Genomic DNA, 16,531 nt, shown 5'->3' with positions numbered 1-16,531 from the left:
AAACATTGTCTTTTTCAAAATCCATCGAAATGCATGACAGAATTATAGGATATTATCTGAACATTCATCACTATCAATAAATTAGAGTCACGACCAAATATTAGATGAACTTAATTCCCGTCATCCCCATGCGGAAACTATCACGTCGATGTATTTTTGCGATCGTTTTCATCACAGCAAAAACCGGAATACAAAAAATGAGTGGCGCACTATTATGAAAGATTATTTAACTAATTATGACATAAAGAAAAATTAAATTTCTTCAGAATTCTTCAATAAAAACCTTAATATTCATAAGGATGAATCTATTTATTTATAATATTACAAATTTAAATAGGTTATAGTAAGTACCTATTCTCACTAATACTTCGTATAATTCATTCTTCAATAAATTCCATGGAACCATAACTTATTGAATGTAATAAAATCATTATCAACTGAAAAACCAATATGTTCTACATCCAATAAATTCCAAATTGCAGGTAATTCAATAATCATTTGAAAAATAAAGGATATAAAGAACAACTTAACACTGTAGAGGAAAACATGAAAAAATACATCCAAAGCAGTTTTGACTTACTCAGCAATATCCGTTTCTTTAATCTTTCCACTCATGATCCGGATGCAGACTCAGTCTGGTCATCAACGATATTTTATATTCCCAAATATAATCCATTGACGCTGATCTGGTATTCAAAACAAGAGACTCGACATTCACGGGAGCTGTATAACAATCCCCGTGTAAGCGGGACAATATACAGTAGTCGGGTTCTGCCTGATTCATCGTTGGATCTGGCTGGTTCTCAGTTTATTGGCTATGCCCGCCAAATCCCTGACGGGCAGTTACAGGAAACCTATGATTACTTCTTCCTGAAAACCTATCCCGATGAAAATATCAGGAAGAAAAAAGCCCGCCCTATCAGCGATTATCAAGGCAATGCCCCCCGCCGTTTCTATGAGTTGGAAATTCAGGCCTGGTGGGTATACGATTCGGATGCCTGGAGCCAGAATCAAGATGATGATCGTGTTCAGGTTCCACTGAGCGAGTTGCTTTCATCTGCCAAAATTCAATGACAGATAAACCGCCAGTGAAAATAAAAAATCATTCAATAAATTAATGAAAAAATAAAAATCAACAAGCTCCATTTATTATTCGGGGCTTGTTGCAGCAATAAATTCTCCCCCATACCCTGTTATCACTTCTGATGACTTATCCAAAAATGAATTTTCTGAAATTTATTACACACTGAACATCGTCATTTATTTTCAAAAAATCACCATTAATTTTATTAATATCAATTTGTTTCATGACAATTCAGTGATAAATAATTCGTATTGATATTGTCTATTATTATCATTAATAATCACCACAATAATTTTTTCTTGTGAATTTCCCTTTATTGAGGATAATAATTCTTATAATCACTTCTCTTTTCAGTTTTAACGGAGAGTTATATGCCATTTATTCCAGATCGCAGATATAAAATTCTGGGATTTTCTCCAGATATTAATCCGGCTTATCGACAAAAATTATTGTCAATCGGTGTCCTGCCCGGAGCAACATTTAAAGTTATTCGCATCGCCCCGTTGGGCGACCCAATACAGGTCGAGACAACCAAATCTAATCTTGCTCTTCGTAAACAAGATTTAGAATTACTTATGTTAGATGAAGCTCTGGACTAACGAGGCTCAGGGTAAAACATAAACAGGGTTCAAAACAGCCCCAACTTACTCACCTCTCTCATCTCACATAACCGGATACAGAAGTATCGCCTCCTGATAGGCAGAAAGTATGATGAAACAATTAACCATAGGTCTGATCGGTAACCCCAATGCCGGCAAAACAACGCTTTTTAATCAACTTACAGGCTCGCGACAACGGGTAGGAAACTGGGCCGGTGTCACGGTAGAACGCAAAACAGGCCACTTTACCACCCATGACCATCAAGTCGAACTTGTCGATCTCCCCGGAACCTATTCTCTCACAACAATTTCGGAACAGACCTCCATTGATGAACAGATTGCCTGCCACTACATTCTTAGTGGCGGAGCCAATATGTTAATCAATGTAGTTGATGCATCGAATCTAGAGCGAAACCTTTATCTTTCACTTCAATTGATTGAGCTGGGTATTCCCTGCATCATTGCGCTGAATATGCTGGATATCGCCCAAAGCCAGCACATCAATATTGATGTCGCGGCATTGGAGCAACGCCTTGGTTGCCCGGTTATACCACTGGTTTCTACCCGTGCCACAGGGATCGATGCACTAAAAAAAATCATTGATAATTATCCGCCAAAATCTAATCCGGTGCAGGTCAAATTTCCCGATGCATTATTGCAGGAGATCTCCCTCCTTTCCGGCCAGATTGCAGACAAATTCAATCCACAGCAACGCCGCTGGCTCGCTTTGCAAATATTGGAAGGCGATATTTATAGCCTTGAAATTTCAGGGCTGACTCCGGCAAATCAGGCCGAAAGCAAGACCCGGTTGCAACAACAGATTGCAGAACCAGACCTCATCATTGCGGGTGCCCGCTATGAAGCGATTAACGAAATTTGTTTGTCCGCCATTGATGCCCGCACAGCGACACCAAACAAACTGACCCGAGTGTTAGACTCTGTAATACTGAATCGCTGGCTGGGTCTTCCTATCTTTCTGTTTATCATGTATCTGATGTTTGTACTTGCCATCAATATTGGAGGAGCCTTACAGCCCATCTTCGACGGAGCATCTTCCGCCATTTTCATTGATGGAATGCAGTGGCTGGGCTATACACTTCATTTCCCGAATTGGTTGACCGTTTTCCTTGCTCAAGGCATTGGCGGGGGTATCAATACGATGTTGCCACTGGTTCCCCAAATTGGCATGATGTACCTGTTCCTCTCCTTCCTTGAAGACTCTGGCTATATGGCACGAGCAGCGTTTGTCATGGACAGGCTGATGCAGGCAATCGGGTTGCCGGGGAAATCTTTTGTGCCCTTAATCGTCGGCTTTGGCTGTAACGTACCCGCTGTGATGGGTTCAAGAACTCTGGATGCCCCGCGCGAACGTTTGATTACCATCATGATGGCTCCGTTTATGTCCTGTGGTGCAAGGCTGGCTATCTTCGCTGTTTTTGCTGCGGCTTTCTTCGGAAAAAACGGTGTGAGTATCGTGTTCTCACTGTATATGTTAGGAATTGTTATCGCCATTCTGACCGGGCTTCTCCTCAAACATACCCTGATGCGTGGTGAAGCATCGCCATTTATCATGGAACTGCCGGTCTACCATGTGCCTCATGCCAAGACTTTATTGCTCCAGACCTGGCAACGTCTGAAAGGCTTTGTGATGCGTGCGGGTAAAGTTATTGTCGCAGCAAGTATGTTTATTGGTGCCCTGAACAGTTTCTCTTTCTCTGGTAAGACGGTGGATAATATCAACGAATCAGCACTGGCCTCGGTGAGTCGAGTGATTACACCAGTATTGGAACCCATCGGTGTACATCCCGATAACTGGCAAGCAACCGTCGGGCTTGTAACTGGAGCAATGGCAAAAGAAGTGGTGGTTGGCACCCTGAATACCCTGTATACCGCAGAAAACATCACTAAACAGCCATTCAATCCGCAGGAATTCAACTTACTGGATCGATTGAAATATGCGGTTGCAGAAACGTGGGACAGCCTGAAAGACACTCTCACCCTAAGTGCGCTTTCCAATCCGATTGAGGCCAGTAAAGGTGATGGGGATATGGATCGCAGTACTATGGGAACCATGAGCACCAAATTTGGCTCTGCCGTTTCTGCTTACAGTTACTTAATCTTCGTCCTGCTGTACGTGCCCTGTGTTTCCGTGATGGGCGCCATCGCCCGTGAAACCAGCCGTGGCTGGATGAATTTCTCCATTCTGTGGGGATTGAACGTCGCCTATTCACTCTCGGCACTGTTTTACCAAATCACGACGTTTTCAGCTCACCCACAGAGCAGCCTTATCACGATTCTGACAGTCATTCTGTTTAACGCACTGGTCTTTATTGGCCTGCGCCGTGCGCGCAGCAGGGTCACGGTAACACTCAATAATGATTAGCTTGCTGGAAATCAGAGATGCCGTTGCCCTTAATGGGCGTACTGATGCAAGGTCATTGAGCCATCAGTTTTCAGCACCTCTGCCAATGGTGGAAGCCATGCTCAAGCAGCTTGTCATGATGGGTAAACTGGAGGAAGTGGACGCTTCCTCCTGCCTCAGCGGTGGCTGCAAACAGTGCCCGGAAACGCAGAAGTGCGATACGAAGGTGTACAAATTGGCAGTCAAAAATTAAGGTATTGCCTGCTTTATCTGACGACCAGGGACACAACATATATTCTTTATTTATTTTAATTTCCATATCAAATTGCTTATCATCAAAAAAATAACATGATTTACATTCAGACAATCAATGTAAATCATGACTTAACTAAAAATATCTCATTCAATATAAAACAAAAAATAGATCAATGAAGGTCAAATTTATTCATCACTCAAAAATTGAAAAATAAAAATCATTTTATTATTATCTGATACGCTATTTATCAATATTAATAACCTGGGGATAGTAACATGCCTAAAGAGTTATTTACTGCAACAATAGAGTCAGTGGGCCGTCTCAAAATGAAATGTTCATCGCGGGATTTTACCTTTCACGTAGACGAACCTAAAAGTCTGGGTGGCACTGATGAAGCTATGAATCCTGTAGAAGCATTACTTTCTGCTTTTGGTGCCTGCCAGTGTATTGTGGCAAAAAGTTTTGCCCGCAAACATAAAATCAATTTGATCGATATTCAGGTCAAAATGGAAGGCGAACTGGATACCGATGGCTTCACTGGCAGAAATAAAAACGCCAAAATGGGTTTTTCCAAAATTACCTCAAAGTTTTATATCAAGGCAGATAATACTGAACAGGAGATTCACGATTTTATTGATTTTGTCGAAAGCAATTGCCCTGTTCTCGATACTATCGTTAATACGCCAGAAATTATAACCGAAATTTATACTGACAAATAAATTCGCTTATACCCATAATTGTTTAATGTTATGGGTAATTTACGTTTATACCTGTCGTCTTTCAAGATGCAGCTTTGTTGGCTGCGCTCACTCACCCCGGTCACATAGTTATCTATGCTCCCGGGGATTCGTTCCTTGCCGTCGCGCTGCATCTTGAAATCCATTGGGTATATAAATAATTATCGGCAATTACCACTCTATTCCGGCAGCAAAATTCGTTAATATCTCTATAAATTCATCAGGGTGAGAAATAAAAGGTGCATGACCGGCTTGGCGCATAATAACGGAATGCGTATTCGGCCACTCACTATCAAGCCGTTCTGCAATTTTGCGTGGCACAAGGCCATCAAAATAGCCATAAAGACGCAAAAAAGGTAATTGAAGATACGATAATTCAGCCCTTAAATCATCAGTACGCAGAATTTCCAAACCCGCATTGAGTACCTCCATCGCTGGCATCGGCTGATTCAGTATCACTGATTTCAATATACGGGCATCCTGACGGGCACTCTCTGTTCCCAATGTCTGCAATGCCAGAAAATGTTCGACTGTTTTCTGGAAATCAGCACTCAATTGATACTCAAAGGCACTCAATACTTCAGGTTTAATGCCCGGCCACTCTGCATCAGCGCTGAATTTTGGTGAAGATGCCACAGTCACCAAGCCTGCAATCTGTTCGGGATGATCCAGAGCAATCCGGCTCGCCACCAATCCCCCCAAAGACCATCCTAACCACAGCGCGTTCTCTGGCGCCTGCTGCCATACAATATCCGCCATTTCCGCCAATGACATGGCCGAATACGATTGGCTGCGCCCATATCCAGGCAAATCCACCAGATGCAAACGGAAATGCGAAGCCAATCGCATTTCTACTGAATGCCAAACCTCTGCATTCAATCCCCATCCGTGCAGCATCACAAGATCGCAAGGAGCATCACCGATTGTCTGCCAAAACAACTGTCCCATTGTTATTCTCATCTTATTTGTCGCCAAGGAAGGGAACTATGCTAACAATGGTTGGATACTGTTGGCTATGCCATCAAAATTTGTATTTTGCCTATCATGGAATCTGCCATGTATGCCATCAGAAATTAAAGCGGCTGCAAAATGTCTGTCCGCGTTGTGCTCAGCCTTCTGAATCCAAAGGGATTTCCTGTGGACGTTGCCTCAGGCATCCCCCTCCGTGGCAACAACTTATTGCCATTACAGATTATGCCCCACCGCTAAGCCAACTTATCCACCGCTATAAGTACCAGAATACCCCGCAACTTGCGACAGCGCTGGCCCGCCTGTTCTTGTTGCACTGGCTGCAAGGCTATCGTGAGGGACGCTGGCATAAACCAGATAGCATACTGGGCATTCCCCCGCACAGAAAAAAACGCTGGCAACGGGGGTTCGATCACATTGCGTTAATGGCCCATCCCCTGTCCCGCTGGCTACAATGCCCGTATCAGCCCGACCTTTTGCAACGTTCACGTGCTACACTCGCGCAGCGGGGCTTATCTGCCGCCCAAAGGAAAACCAATCTTAAGCATGCCTTTCTATTGCAGGGAGATTTTATCGATAAGCATGTCGCGATTTTCGATGATGTGATCACCACGGGCACAACACTGCATGAAGCCTCACAATTGTTGATTCGTGCGGGTGCCCGTTCCGTACAGGCCTGGGCTATATGCCGAACCTTGTAGTTCCTTTATAAATGGGCGTATTATAACCAACTAGAACAGTCAACTATTGAGCAAATGACATGATTAATATTACTGAAGCAGCGCAAGCGCACTTTGCCAAGCTACTGGCAAATCAAGAACCGGGCACGCAAATCCGCGTTTTTGTCATTAATCCGGGAACGCCGACCGCAGAATGTGGTGTTTCCTATTGCCCACCAGATGCTGTTGAATCCACTGATACCGAACTTAAATTTGATCAACTGTCCGCCTATGTTGATGAAATCAGCGCACCTTACCTGGAAGAAGCGGTCATTGATTTTGTAACCGATCAACTTGGCTCCCAGCTGACCCTGAAGGCCCCTAATGCCAAAATGCGCAAAGTGACCGATGATGCCCCACTGATTGAGCGCGTTGAGTATGTCCTGCAATCGCAGATTAATCCGCAGCTTGCCGGACATGGTGGCAAGGTCAGCCTGATGGAGATCACCGATGAAGGTTATGCCATTTTGCAATTCGGCGGTGGCTGTAACGGCTGTTCAATGGTCGATGTTACTCTTAAGGAAGGGATTGAAAAGCAGTTGCTACAGATCTTCCCTGAATTGAAAGGGGTGAAAGACCTGACTGAACATCAGCGTGGTGAACACTCGTATTACTGATTATTTTTCTGTTTCTAACACCTTCCACCCTCATTTCTGAGCCTTTCCAATGTAAACATTGGGAAGGCAATCAGGTCATACCAGACGACTATTAAGAAACGAATATATTGGAAAGGAAAATATTAGAAACTACATTGAGTATTTATGGACCATTTTCAAACGATAAACCCTGATCAGGCTTACCAATATTGGCTTGATAAAACCGCTCTCATGGTTGATATCCGTGATCCACAAAGTTTTCGTGCCGGACACGCAACAGGTGCATTTCACCTGACTAATGAGACACTCAATAACTTATTGCGGGAAGCGGATTTTGACCAGCCAGTCATGGTGATGTGCTATCACGGCCATAGCAGCCAAGGTGTCGCACAATATCTTATCAATATGGGTTTTGAAACCGTTTACAGTGTCAATGGGGGTTTTAGCGTCTGGCAGAAGGACTACCCTCAAGCTGTCCATACCCTATGAACCTTTAGCACACGAATACTAATTTCAATGCGATTAGCCCCTGTGCGATTAACTTCAACTTAAGGCAGAGATAAGACGAGTCATGATCCACGTAACCTCAATATCCAATCCTCGACTGGCTCAGGCTTTTATTGATTATATGGCAATGCAGGACATTCATTTGACCATGCAGCCCACCAGTGAACCCTCTCTGGTTGAACTATGGCTGGAAGATGATAGCCAGTTAAGTCTGGTTGAGCATGAGCTTCGCCACTTTGTCCGCGATCCACTCCATGAACGCTATCAGGAAGCCAGCTGGCAAACGGGCAAATCAGGCACTCTCTTTAAATATCGCAACAACTTGAACTGGAGTACCCTCAAAAACCAGTCTGGTCCCCTGACCATTACCATAACCGCAATTTGCACCCTCGTTTACCTCTGGATACAGATTGCCGGCACACCCGATGTCATGAATTGGCTGGCATGGCCTAACGGTGGTCAATATCTGGAATTATGGCGCTGGGTCAGCCACGCCTTACTGCATTTCTCACTCACACATCTTCTCTTTAATCTTGTGTTGTGGTGGTATCTCGGCAGTCAGGTAGAGAGGAAGATCAGCGCCGGAAAACTCTTTGAAATAACAATAGCTTCTGCGTTTTTCAGTGGATGGGCGCAATCATTGTTCAGCGGTTCTCATTTCGGTGGGCTTTCTGGTGTGGTCTACGCACTAATCGGGTATGTTTGGCTGACTGGTGAAATTTCACCCAAGCGCGGAATCAGTATTCCCAGAGGGTTAATCGCTATCTCTGTCATCTGGTTATTAGTTGGCTATTCCGATGTATTTTCATTAAACATCGCCAATGCCGCCCATATTTCAGGGTTAATCATTGGGTTATTAATGGGCCTGTGGGATAATTTACGTAAACAAAAAAATCAAGAATATTCCAAATAATTTTGGTCAACTATACCTGATAGATTTCAAGTTGTAGCACAACGGCAAGGGAACTGATCCCCAAGAACATGGCCACCTGTGTAACTGAGTAAGTGAGCATATCCACAAAGCAGCAACTTGGAAGGTGAAAGAATATAATCCATCTATGCAAACCATTAGGGGAATTTCGTGAAGCAAACTCAGCGACATGATGCAATAATCGAGCTGGTGCGCCTTCAAGGTTATGTCAGCACTGAAGAGTTGGTTGAATATTTTGATGTCAGCCCGCAAACCATTCGACGTGATTTAAATGATCTGGCAGATAAAAATAAAATCCAACGCCATCACGGCGGTGCAGCATTACCTTCCAGCTCGGTTAATACCGCCTATCATGACCGTAAGATTCTGTGGTCAGATGAAAAAGCCCGTATTGCGCGGCAGGTTGCCACTCAAATCCCAAACGGTGCAACCTTGTTCATCGATATCGGAACAACCCCAGAAGCCGTAGCACATGCACTGCTCAATCATCGCGATTTACGGATTGTTACCAATAATCTCAACGTTGCAACTCTGTTCATGGGTAAAGAAGATTTCCGCCTGATTTTGGCGGGTGGTGAAGTTCGCTCCCGTGATGGTGGCATCATCGGCGAAGCGACACTGGATTTTATCTCTCAATTCCGCCTTGATTTCGGCATTCTTGGCATCAGTGGCATTGATAGCGATGGCTCCCTGCTGGAATTCGATTACCACGAAGTCCGTACCAAGCGCGCCATTATTGAGAACTCCCGCTGCGTCATGCTGGTTGCCGACCATTCGAAATTTGGTCGCAGTGCCATGGTTAATCTCGGAAATATGAACCTGATTGATTTTTTGTTCACAGATAAAGCCCCGCCGCCAAATGTCCAGAAAATCATCGAACAACATAGCGTCAAGCTGGAACTGTGCTAATTGTCTTTTGTTAACAAGGCGCTCCCCACCTGAAATATGGGTGGGGTTCTCCCTTCTGTCATCTCCTTCCTGTAAATGTCCCTCAGATTTGTATCCAGCAAGATCCTTATTAATCTTATGAATACGATACAAATTTGTTATCTATATCACATGAGTATGTTTTTTCTGAGTTAATAGTTGGCGATTGATGAATTTTTGATTACAATCAATGAGCGAAAACGAGCATTAAAGAACTATTTAGAACATTTCAGAGGGTATGCAATGGAAACCAAAGACTTGATTATCATCGGCGGCGGAATTAACGGCGCTGGTATTGCAGCAGATGCTGCTGGCCGAGGACTTTCTGTCCTGCTGTTGGAAGGTCAAGACTTGGCCAGCGCAACTTCATCTGCCAGTTCCAAACTGATCCACGGTGGCTTGCGCTATCTGGAACATTATGAATTCCGTCTGGTCAGTGAAGCGCTGGCAGAACGTGAAGTTCTTTTGAAGCTGGCTCCCCATATTGCATTCCCAATGCGTTTCCGCCTGCCACACCAGCCGCACCTGCGTCCAGCATGGATGATCCGCATTGGTTTGTTCCTGTACGATAACTTAGGCAAACGCGTTAGCTTACCGGGCAGCAAGGGACTGAAATTCGGTGCAAATTCAGTATTGAAACCGTCCATCTCCCGTGGCTTTGAGTATTCCGATTGTTGGGTTGATGATGCACGTCTGGTGGTTCTGAACGCGCAAGAAGTGCGAAAACACGGCGGCGAAGTGCGTACCCGCACTCAAGTCACACGCGCATGGCGTGAAGGTGGTTATTGGACGGTTGAGGCCAAAGATCTGGCGACTGGGGAAACCAACACATGGCGCGCGAAAGGTCTGGTCAACGCAACCGGCCCGTGGGTGAAAAACTTCTTCGATAACGGGCTGCAACTGAAATCACCTTATGGTATTCGCCTAATCAAAGGCAGCCATATCGTTGTTCCTCGCGCTCACGATGAACCGCAGGCTTATATTCTACAAAATGAAGATAACCGTATTGTGTTTGTTATCCCATGGAATGGCGATTTCTCTATCATCGGCACAACCGATGTTGAATACAAAGGCGATCCAAAAGAAGTCAAAATCGTCGATCAAGAGATCGACTATTTGCTGAAAGTTTATAATGACCACTTCAAAAAGCAGTTGAGTCGTGATGATGTTGTCTGGACTTACTCAGGCGTACGCCCATTGTGTGACGATGAATCCGATTCTCCACAAGCAATTACCCGCGATTATACGCTGGATGTGCAGGATGACGAAGGCCAGGCACCATTGCTGTCTGTATTCGGTGGCAAACTGACAACTTATCGTAAGCTGGCTGAACACGCTCTGGAAAAACTGACACAGTACTATCCAAGCGCAGGCAAGGCATGGACTAAAAATGGTCAGTTGCCGGGTGGTGAGCTGGAAGGCCATGACCGCGATGGTTACGCCCGTCTGCTGCGTCAGCGTTATAAGTGGTTGCCGGAAGGCGTAGCTCTGCGTTATGCCCGCACTTACGGCAGCAACAGCAACATCATTCTGAAAGGCGCAGACACGCTGGTCGGTCTCGGTGAGTTCTTTGGTCATGGTCTGTATGAGGCTGAATTGCGCTATCTGGTCGAACATGAATGGGTCAGACAATTGGATGATGCTATCTGGCGCCGCACTAAACTGGGTATGTGGCTGACAGATGAGCAGAAACAACGTGTGGCTGACTGGTTAGCCCAAAACACTAAATCAGCTCAATAATAAGACTGAGTTAGCATAAAAATGGTGATAATTTGTTATCACCATTTTTAGTTTAGCCTTTTTTTATCGCTCATCAATATTTCTAAAGAACATATTAAGTTTCGAAATCAACCATCCCTATTTTCTATTTTAATTCTCTTGTTTTTCATAAAATTGAACTGGCTATATACCCATTGGATTTCAAGATGCAGCGCGACGGCAAGGAACGAATCCCCTGGAGCATAGATAACTATGTGACCGGGGTGAGTGAGCGCAGCCAACAAAGCCGCATCTTGAAAGACGACAGGTATACAACATGCAATTTTTGATTGTCGTGATAATATTCTGTAAACAATTCTGCATGAATAAAACTCGTTATTCTGGAATAGATTGATCTGGAATAGATTGATGACGGCAAAAACCTATTTAATCGTACCGGGATATTAAGCACAGTAAAAGAAAAAATAATTTTTAATATATTTAAATAAAATATCTACACCCGATATTTTATTGATTCATGCAAAAATAAGGTGCAGAATATAGGCTAACTATTCTGTTCTGTGACGTGATAAATAGCGCAGCAAAAATCACTAACTAGACAGAAAAATATAGCAGGCAAATAGAGTCAATGTCCTTATCTCCCTGATATTCTTCCACAGAGATGATTTTTATATCTTCAGAGCAAAATTAAAATATACATTCAATATATTGATTATATTAGACTTTATTAATTTTTAAATTTTCATTTTTTTTGTAATTGTGATATTAATCCACTTTCTTTAATTCGCTTATTGCGATTTATGTTCAATTTTATGAAGATAAATAAGAATGGATAAGAACTTGCAATGATGAGTCAAGCATTTATTAAAAAGGAGGGGATTGCACAAGCATTTTTAGCTCGTTATCTCCTCTCAGAAAAATCTGGCAACCGGCTAAAAACCATAGAATTATTATCTAAAGAATGTGGTTTGTCCGTGGGTTTAATGCAGGCAGCATTAAAATCTCTCGAACAAGCACAGGCGGTTGGAATTAAGCGTCGAGGTCGTAATGGTAGCTTTCTTGCACAGATAAACCACAAGCTGCTTTTGGAGTATGCCAATATCGGCAATGTGGTCTGCGCGATGCCACTTCCTTATACCCGCGCTTATGAAGGGCTGGCGAGTGGTCTGAAAGCATTGTGTGCAGGAGTTCCTTTTTACTTTGCACATATGCGGGGCTCAGACATACGCATTGAATGTTTACTGAATGGTGTTTACGACTTAGCAGTAACATCAAGACTTGCCGCAGAGCAATACCCAGAAAATAAAGATCTATATATTGCGCTTTCACTAGGGACACAAAGTTATACAGACAGGCATAGGCTAATCTTTCGTCATGGCGAAATGGAATCTATTCGCCGCGTCGGGTTAGATAGTACCTCGGCAGACCAAAAAATAATGACAAATCAGTACTTTGAGGGAAAGAAAATTGAATTGGTCGAGGTCTCCTACCATGAATGCCTGAATCAAATAATAAAAGGCCACATTGATGCGGCTATCTGGAACGTTGGACAAGGCCATGAATTGCTCGCACAAGGTCTGATGACACAACTCCCTGACGATAGTGAGTGTTTTATCAAAGCCTCTGAAGCCGTTATCCTTGCCCGCAAGGATAATATCCCCATTCAGCAACTCCTGCATACTATGGTTGATCGGGATGTATTGCTGAGCCACCAACAAAATGTAGTCGCAGGCATCATCGAACCTATTTATTGAAACTCGATCAGCCAAAATAAACAGTTTATTAACACCTGCATATAACAAAAATCAATGATAGAACAACGGTTAACTATCCTGCTGCAAGGTGGCGTCATCGATCAAGATATCTACGATAACATGCTGGATGTTGTGCATATTCTGGAAGATATCTGGCTCATTCCTGTCCGCCATCCACAAGGTGAAATGGCACTGACCCACATGGCAAGTGCTTTCATGCGCTCGCGCCGTGGTGAAAGAGTTTCTCCGTTGGACAAAACGATACTAGCCAATATTGAACAATCCGAACTCTACGATCAATTAATCGCAATTCACCGCTCTCTCATCGAAAAATTTACAGTCACGCTGCACCCCCATGAAGAAGGCTATCTGTTAGTAAATTTATATGGTTTAATGCTTTCGAGCGAAAGAAATTAGCGTTTGATTCCTCCATAAATATTCAAAAAAATGAAGATTAATGAATCCACAGAACGTTTTGTTTTTACACAGCCTTGCAGTTTTGCAGATACGAAGGGAAGCCTATGTTTATTGATTCATTGAAAAAACAGAACCCCAAATTAATTGAAGTTGCAAAAAAACTTTGGCAACAGGGCGTAATATTGCCAGATACTTATATCATTGATGTCGATCAGGTTTTGGATAATGGTCGCCGTTTGCTGAAAGTCGCGGAACAATACGGTATCGAACTCTATTTGATGACTAAACAAATTGGGCGTAATCCGTGGCTGACTAACAAGTTGATTGAGCTTGGTTATCGCGGAGCCGTAGCAGTTGATTTCAGAGAAGCCTATAGCCTGAGCCAACATGGTATACCATTATGTCATATCGGCCACTTAGTGCAGATACCGACACACTTGATAGAAACCATGCTCAGGCATAACCCGGATATCATCACGGTATTTTCTCTTGAAAAAGCACAATCCATTTCGGACGCGGCGGAAAAATTAGGACGAGTTCAGCCCGTGATGCTGAAAGTATTTGATAAACGTGATACCGTCTTTCCCTGTCAGGAAGCTGGCATCACCTTTAGTGAACTTGACACTGTTGTAGATGCCTTAAAACAGATGCCAGGAATTAAATTGAGCGGCCTGACTCATTTCCCTTGTTTATCATGGAACGCGCGATATCAAACAACTCTGCCTACCACTAATTTACTCACCCTCATTCGTGCACAAAATCGGCTTGAGCAACTCGGTATTAAACTGTCACAAATCAACGCACCTTCAGCCTCAAGCTGTAGCACCATCCCACTACTGGCCAAATACGGGGCGACCCACCTTGAGCCAGGCCATGCTCTGACCGGCACAATTCCCGCCAATATCAGTGGTCGGGAGCCAGAACATATTGCGATGGTTTATGTCACTGAAATTTCACATCACTATGATGGCAACAGCTACTGCTATGGTGGTGGTTACTATAAACGTGGTCATATGAAACATGCCCTGGTTTTCCCTGAGTATGCAATCTCTCCTAAGACAGTGCACATATTACATCTGGGCGATCCTTACATTGACTATCATCTCCCACTGTCAGGCGTACTTCCTATCGGCAGTCCGGTGATCATGTGCTTCCGCACTCAGATTTTCGTGACCCGCAGCGATGTCGCCCTTGTTTCAGGGATTCAGACAAACTCCCCTAAACTTGAAGGAATTTATGACAGTCAGGGAAATTGGAAAAATAGTGGCTATGCTTAATAATCCCCAAGAAGGGGTATTACATATAATATTATTCCGCTATTAAATAATGCTATTTTAGCTATAGTAGATTTCCCGCATGATTCTGCCCAAATTCTGAAAATAATCATGGAATACTAAAAACAGACCGGGGATACACCCACACATTCCGCTTCGTATTCCTCATCCAGCATTGATGCAGTTGAAGGCACACTTGGGCAGCGGGATATTAAGTTGAACATCGGGGGTGACACACTGCAATCTTCATCAAAAAATCAGGCTGTTAATCATCATTCAGCAGTAAAAACAAATAGCAGCATTGACGCATCAGGCTATACCTATGTACATGAACATTTGCATATCGATCTCTCTGGTGTAAAAGGCAGTTTAGATTGCCGATTGAATCAATACGATCTTATCGTAGATGAGCTTCACCATCTCTACACCCTCGGGGTACGGAATATCGTGGAGATGACCAACCGTTACATGGGGCGCAATCCGGCTTTTATGCTGAATTTAATGCGTGATACCCGCATCAATATCATTGCCTCGACAGGCTACTATAAACAGCCATTTTTCCCCCCCCGTTTCAACGAACTGAGTGTACAAGCAATAGCCAATGACATGATCGCAGAAATAGAAATCGGCATTGATGGCACCAAATTAAAAGCAGGAATAATTGCAGAGATTGGTTCCAGCCTTGGGCAAATCACGGAAGATGAGAAAAAAGTATTTGCGGCGGCGGCACGGGCACATCTGGCAACAGGCTGCCCCATTTCTACCCATACCACATTAAGCACAATGGGACGTGAACAACTGGCTCTGCTGGCAGGATTTGGCGTACCTCCTGAACATATAGCCATCGGTCATTGCGATTTGAGAGACAATCTGGACACCATCATTCCATTACTGGAGGCTGGGGCATGGGTGCAATTCGATACGATTGGTAAAAATAATTACTATCCAGACAGTGGACGTATTGCCATGTTGCAGAAAATCACCCAGTGTGGATTACTTGACCGAGTCATGCTTTCCCAAGATATCACCCGCCGTTCTCATTTAAAACACAATGGGGGAAATGGCTTCGATTACCTGTTAACTGTATTTGTCCCCATGTTGCTGGATGCGGGGTTTTCACAAGTGCAGATAGACCAAATGTTACGTAATAATCCTGCGCGTTTTTTCCAACACAGCCCGTAAAAACTTAAATTTATAAAACATATACCCGATGGATTTCAAGATACAGCCAACAAAGAGGCAGTTTGAAAGACGAAGTGTATAAATTTCTAAAAACAATCCGATAGAAAATACAAAGAGAGGGATAACAGCATGAGATTTGTCGTTGGTGGACAAATAGAGAAAGAGGCGATCGCGGAAGGTATTCGTCAATTGGCAGGAGACAAAGCCATTTCCATTACCATCATGAATGACATTGAAGCGGCGATAGCAATTAAGAATGGCGATGCAGATTACTATTTTGGTGCATGTAACACGGGTGGTGGTGGGGCACTGGCGATGGCAATTGCCCTCATCGGTTTGAATCAATGTGCCACTATCGGTATGCCAGGCAAGATCCTATCTGATGACGAGATAATTACCCATGTAAAAGCAGGCAAAAAAGCATTTGGTTTTACAGGGCAAGATATTGATATCGTCCTGCCTGTGATCATCAATACCCTCATCTCACTGTAAGGAGCC

The 16,531-nt window shown here is 43.7% G+C and carries 18 protein-coding genes; 17 read left to right on the top strand and 1 reads right to left on the bottom strand.

Annotation, left to right across the window (positions count from 1 at the left end; all coding sequences use genetic code 11):
- Positions 1–5 precede the first annotated feature (5 nt).
- The 6 genes from BM329_RS15315 to BM329_RS10370 all read left to right on the top strand — a co-directional run bounded on the left by BM329_RS15315 (position 6) and on the right by BM329_RS10370 (position 5,020).
- Complete coding sequence (locus tag BM329_RS15315) at positions 6–80, top strand: IS1 family transposase (RefSeq protein ID WP_422146118.1); 75 nt, start codon at positions 6–8, stop codon at positions 78–80.
- A gap of 466 nt (positions 81–546) precedes the next feature.
- Entirely contained in the window at positions 547–1,074 is a 528-nt protein-coding gene (locus tag BM329_RS10390; RefSeq protein ID WP_092552662.1) for a pyridoxamine 5'-phosphate oxidase family protein, read from the top strand.
- Between the two features lie 381 nt (positions 1,075–1,455).
- Positions 1,456–1,683, top strand: coding sequence for a ferrous iron transporter A (gene feoA / locus BM329_RS10385; RefSeq protein ID WP_092552659.1), 228 nt, complete (start codon positions 1,456–1,458; stop codon positions 1,681–1,683).
- Between the two features lie 112 nt (positions 1,684–1,795).
- Positions 1,796–4,066, top strand: a complete 2,271-nt coding sequence (gene feoB, locus BM329_RS10380) for a Fe(2+) transporter permease subunit FeoB (RefSeq protein ID WP_092552671.1) — start codon at positions 1,796–1,798, stop codon at positions 4,064–4,066.
- Positions 4,059–4,298, top strand: coding sequence for a FeoC-like transcriptional regulator (locus tag BM329_RS10375; RefSeq protein WP_092552656.1), 240 nt, complete (start codon positions 4,059–4,061; stop codon positions 4,296–4,298). The genes feoB and BM329_RS10375 overlap by 8 nt, the downstream gene beginning before the upstream one ends.
- A 278-nt stretch (positions 4,299–4,576) precedes the next feature.
- A complete protein-coding gene (locus tag BM329_RS10370) occupies positions 4,577–5,020 on the top strand; it encodes an OsmC family protein (protein ID WP_092552653.1) in 444 nt (147 codons plus the stop codon).
- Between the two features lie 189 nt (positions 5,021–5,209).
- On the opposite strand, the gene bioH is transcribed toward BM329_RS10370, so the two are convergent.
- Positions 5,210–5,986: a pimeloyl-ACP methyl ester esterase BioH gene (bioH, locus tag BM329_RS10365; RefSeq protein ID WP_092552650.1), complete on the bottom strand. Its 777-nt coding sequence runs from the start codon at positions 5,984–5,986 to the stop codon at positions 5,210–5,212.
- A gap of 38 nt (positions 5,987–6,024) precedes the next feature.
- Between bioH and gntX the strand changes: the two genes are divergently transcribed.
- The 11 genes from gntX to BM329_RS10310 all read left to right on the top strand — a co-directional run bounded on the left by gntX (position 6,025) and on the right by BM329_RS10310 (position 16,525).
- Positions 6,025–6,708, top strand: coding sequence for a DNA utilization protein GntX (gene gntX, locus BM329_RS10360; protein ID WP_092552647.1), 684 nt, complete (start codon positions 6,025–6,027; stop codon positions 6,706–6,708).
- A 59-nt stretch (positions 6,709–6,767) separates the two neighbouring features.
- Complete coding sequence (gene nfuA, locus BM329_RS10355; RefSeq protein WP_092552644.1) at positions 6,768–7,343, top strand: Fe-S biogenesis protein NfuA; 576 nt, start codon at positions 6,768–6,770, stop codon at positions 7,341–7,343.
- Positions 7,344–7,487: 144 nt separating this feature from the next.
- A complete protein-coding gene (gene glpE / locus BM329_RS10350; protein WP_092552641.1) occupies positions 7,488–7,811 on the top strand; it encodes a thiosulfate sulfurtransferase GlpE in 324 nt (107 codons plus the stop codon).
- A gap of 82 nt (positions 7,812–7,893) precedes the next feature.
- A complete protein-coding gene (gene glpG, locus BM329_RS10345) occupies positions 7,894–8,742 on the top strand; it encodes a rhomboid family intramembrane serine protease GlpG (RefSeq protein WP_092552638.1) in 849 nt (282 codons plus the stop codon).
- Between the two features lie 168 nt (positions 8,743–8,910).
- On the top strand, positions 8,911–9,669 hold the full coding sequence (locus BM329_RS10340; RefSeq protein ID WP_092552635.1) for a DeoR/GlpR family transcriptional regulator: 759 nt from the start codon (positions 8,911–8,913) through the stop codon (positions 9,667–9,669).
- Positions 9,670–9,930: 261 nt separating this feature from the next.
- Entirely contained in the window at positions 9,931–11,427 is a 1,497-nt protein-coding gene (gene glpD / locus BM329_RS10335) for a glycerol-3-phosphate dehydrogenase (RefSeq protein ID WP_092552632.1), read from the top strand.
- Between the two features lie 824 nt (positions 11,428–12,251).
- Positions 12,252–13,160: a GntR family transcriptional regulator YhfZ gene (gene yhfZ / locus BM329_RS10330; protein WP_092552629.1), complete on the top strand. Its 909-nt coding sequence runs from the start codon at positions 12,252–12,254 to the stop codon at positions 13,158–13,160.
- A 54-nt stretch (positions 13,161–13,214) separates the two neighbouring features.
- Complete coding sequence (locus BM329_RS10325; protein WP_092552626.1) at positions 13,215–13,577, top strand: PRD domain-containing protein; 363 nt, start codon at positions 13,215–13,217, stop codon at positions 13,575–13,577.
- A gap of 104 nt (positions 13,578–13,681) precedes the next feature.
- Positions 13,682–14,854, top strand: a complete 1,173-nt coding sequence (locus BM329_RS10320) for a YhfX family PLP-dependent enzyme (protein WP_092552623.1) — start codon at positions 13,682–13,684, stop codon at positions 14,852–14,854.
- A gap of 297 nt (positions 14,855–15,151) precedes the next feature.
- Positions 15,152–16,033 (top strand): phosphotriesterase family protein, encoded by an 882-nt coding sequence (locus tag BM329_RS10315; RefSeq protein ID WP_245759055.1) that lies wholly within the window; start codon positions 15,152–15,154, stop codon positions 16,031–16,033.
- A 129-nt stretch (positions 16,034–16,162) separates the two neighbouring features.
- Positions 16,163–16,525, top strand: a complete 363-nt coding sequence (locus tag BM329_RS10310; protein WP_092552617.1) for a DUF2620 domain-containing protein — start codon at positions 16,163–16,165, stop codon at positions 16,523–16,525.
- The last annotated feature ends 6 nt before the right edge of the window (positions 16,526–16,531 follow it).

Source organism: Xenorhabdus koppenhoeferi (genome assembly GCF_900116635.1).
GTDB classification, from domain to species: Bacteria; Pseudomonadota; Gammaproteobacteria; order Enterobacterales; family Enterobacteriaceae; genus Xenorhabdus; species Xenorhabdus koppenhoeferi.
This window is presented reverse-complemented; position numbering and strand designations above follow the sequence as displayed.

What these genes read in the sequence shown, in the direction of transcription:
- BM329_RS10390 (WP_092552662.1), top strand. Translation starts at nt 547, where the DNA reads ATGAAAAAATACATCCAAAGCAGTTTTGACTTACTCAGCAATATCCGT.
- feoA (WP_092552659.1), top strand. Translation starts at nt 1,456, where the DNA reads ATGCCATTTATTCCAGATCGCAGATATAAAATTCTGGGATTTTCTCCA.
- feoB (WP_092552671.1), top strand. Translation starts at nt 1,796, where the DNA reads ATGAAACAATTAACCATAGGTCTGATCGGTAACCCCAATGCCGGCAAA.
- BM329_RS10375 (WP_092552656.1), top strand. Translation starts at nt 4,059, where the DNA reads ATGATTAGCTTGCTGGAAATCAGAGATGCCGTTGCCCTTAATGGGCGT.
- BM329_RS10370 (WP_092552653.1), top strand. Translation starts at nt 4,577, where the DNA reads ATGCCTAAAGAGTTATTTACTGCAACAATAGAGTCAGTGGGCCGTCTC.
- bioH (WP_092552650.1), bottom strand. Translation starts at nt 5,986, where the DNA reads ATGGGACAGTTGTTTTGGCAGACAATCGGTGATGCTCCTTGCGATCTT.
- gntX (WP_092552647.1), top strand. Translation starts at nt 6,025, where the DNA reads ATGCTAACAATGGTTGGATACTGTTGGCTATGCCATCAAAATTTGTAT.
- nfuA (WP_092552644.1), top strand. Translation starts at nt 6,768, where the DNA reads ATGATTAATATTACTGAAGCAGCGCAAGCGCACTTTGCCAAGCTACTG.
- glpE (WP_092552641.1), top strand. Translation starts at nt 7,488, where the DNA reads ATGGACCATTTTCAAACGATAAACCCTGATCAGGCTTACCAATATTGG.
- glpG (WP_092552638.1), top strand. Translation starts at nt 7,894, where the DNA reads ATGATCCACGTAACCTCAATATCCAATCCTCGACTGGCTCAGGCTTTT.
- glpD (WP_092552632.1), top strand. Translation starts at nt 9,931, where the DNA reads ATGGAAACCAAAGACTTGATTATCATCGGCGGCGGAATTAACGGCGCT.
- yhfZ (WP_092552629.1), top strand. Translation starts at nt 12,252, where the DNA reads ATGATGAGTCAAGCATTTATTAAAAAGGAGGGGATTGCACAAGCATTT.
- BM329_RS10325 (WP_092552626.1), top strand. Translation starts at nt 13,215, where the DNA reads ATGATAGAACAACGGTTAACTATCCTGCTGCAAGGTGGCGTCATCGAT.
- BM329_RS10320 (WP_092552623.1), top strand. Translation starts at nt 13,682, where the DNA reads ATGTTTATTGATTCATTGAAAAAACAGAACCCCAAATTAATTGAAGTT.
- BM329_RS10310 (WP_092552617.1), top strand. Translation starts at nt 16,163, where the DNA reads ATGAGATTTGTCGTTGGTGGACAAATAGAGAAAGAGGCGATCGCGGAA.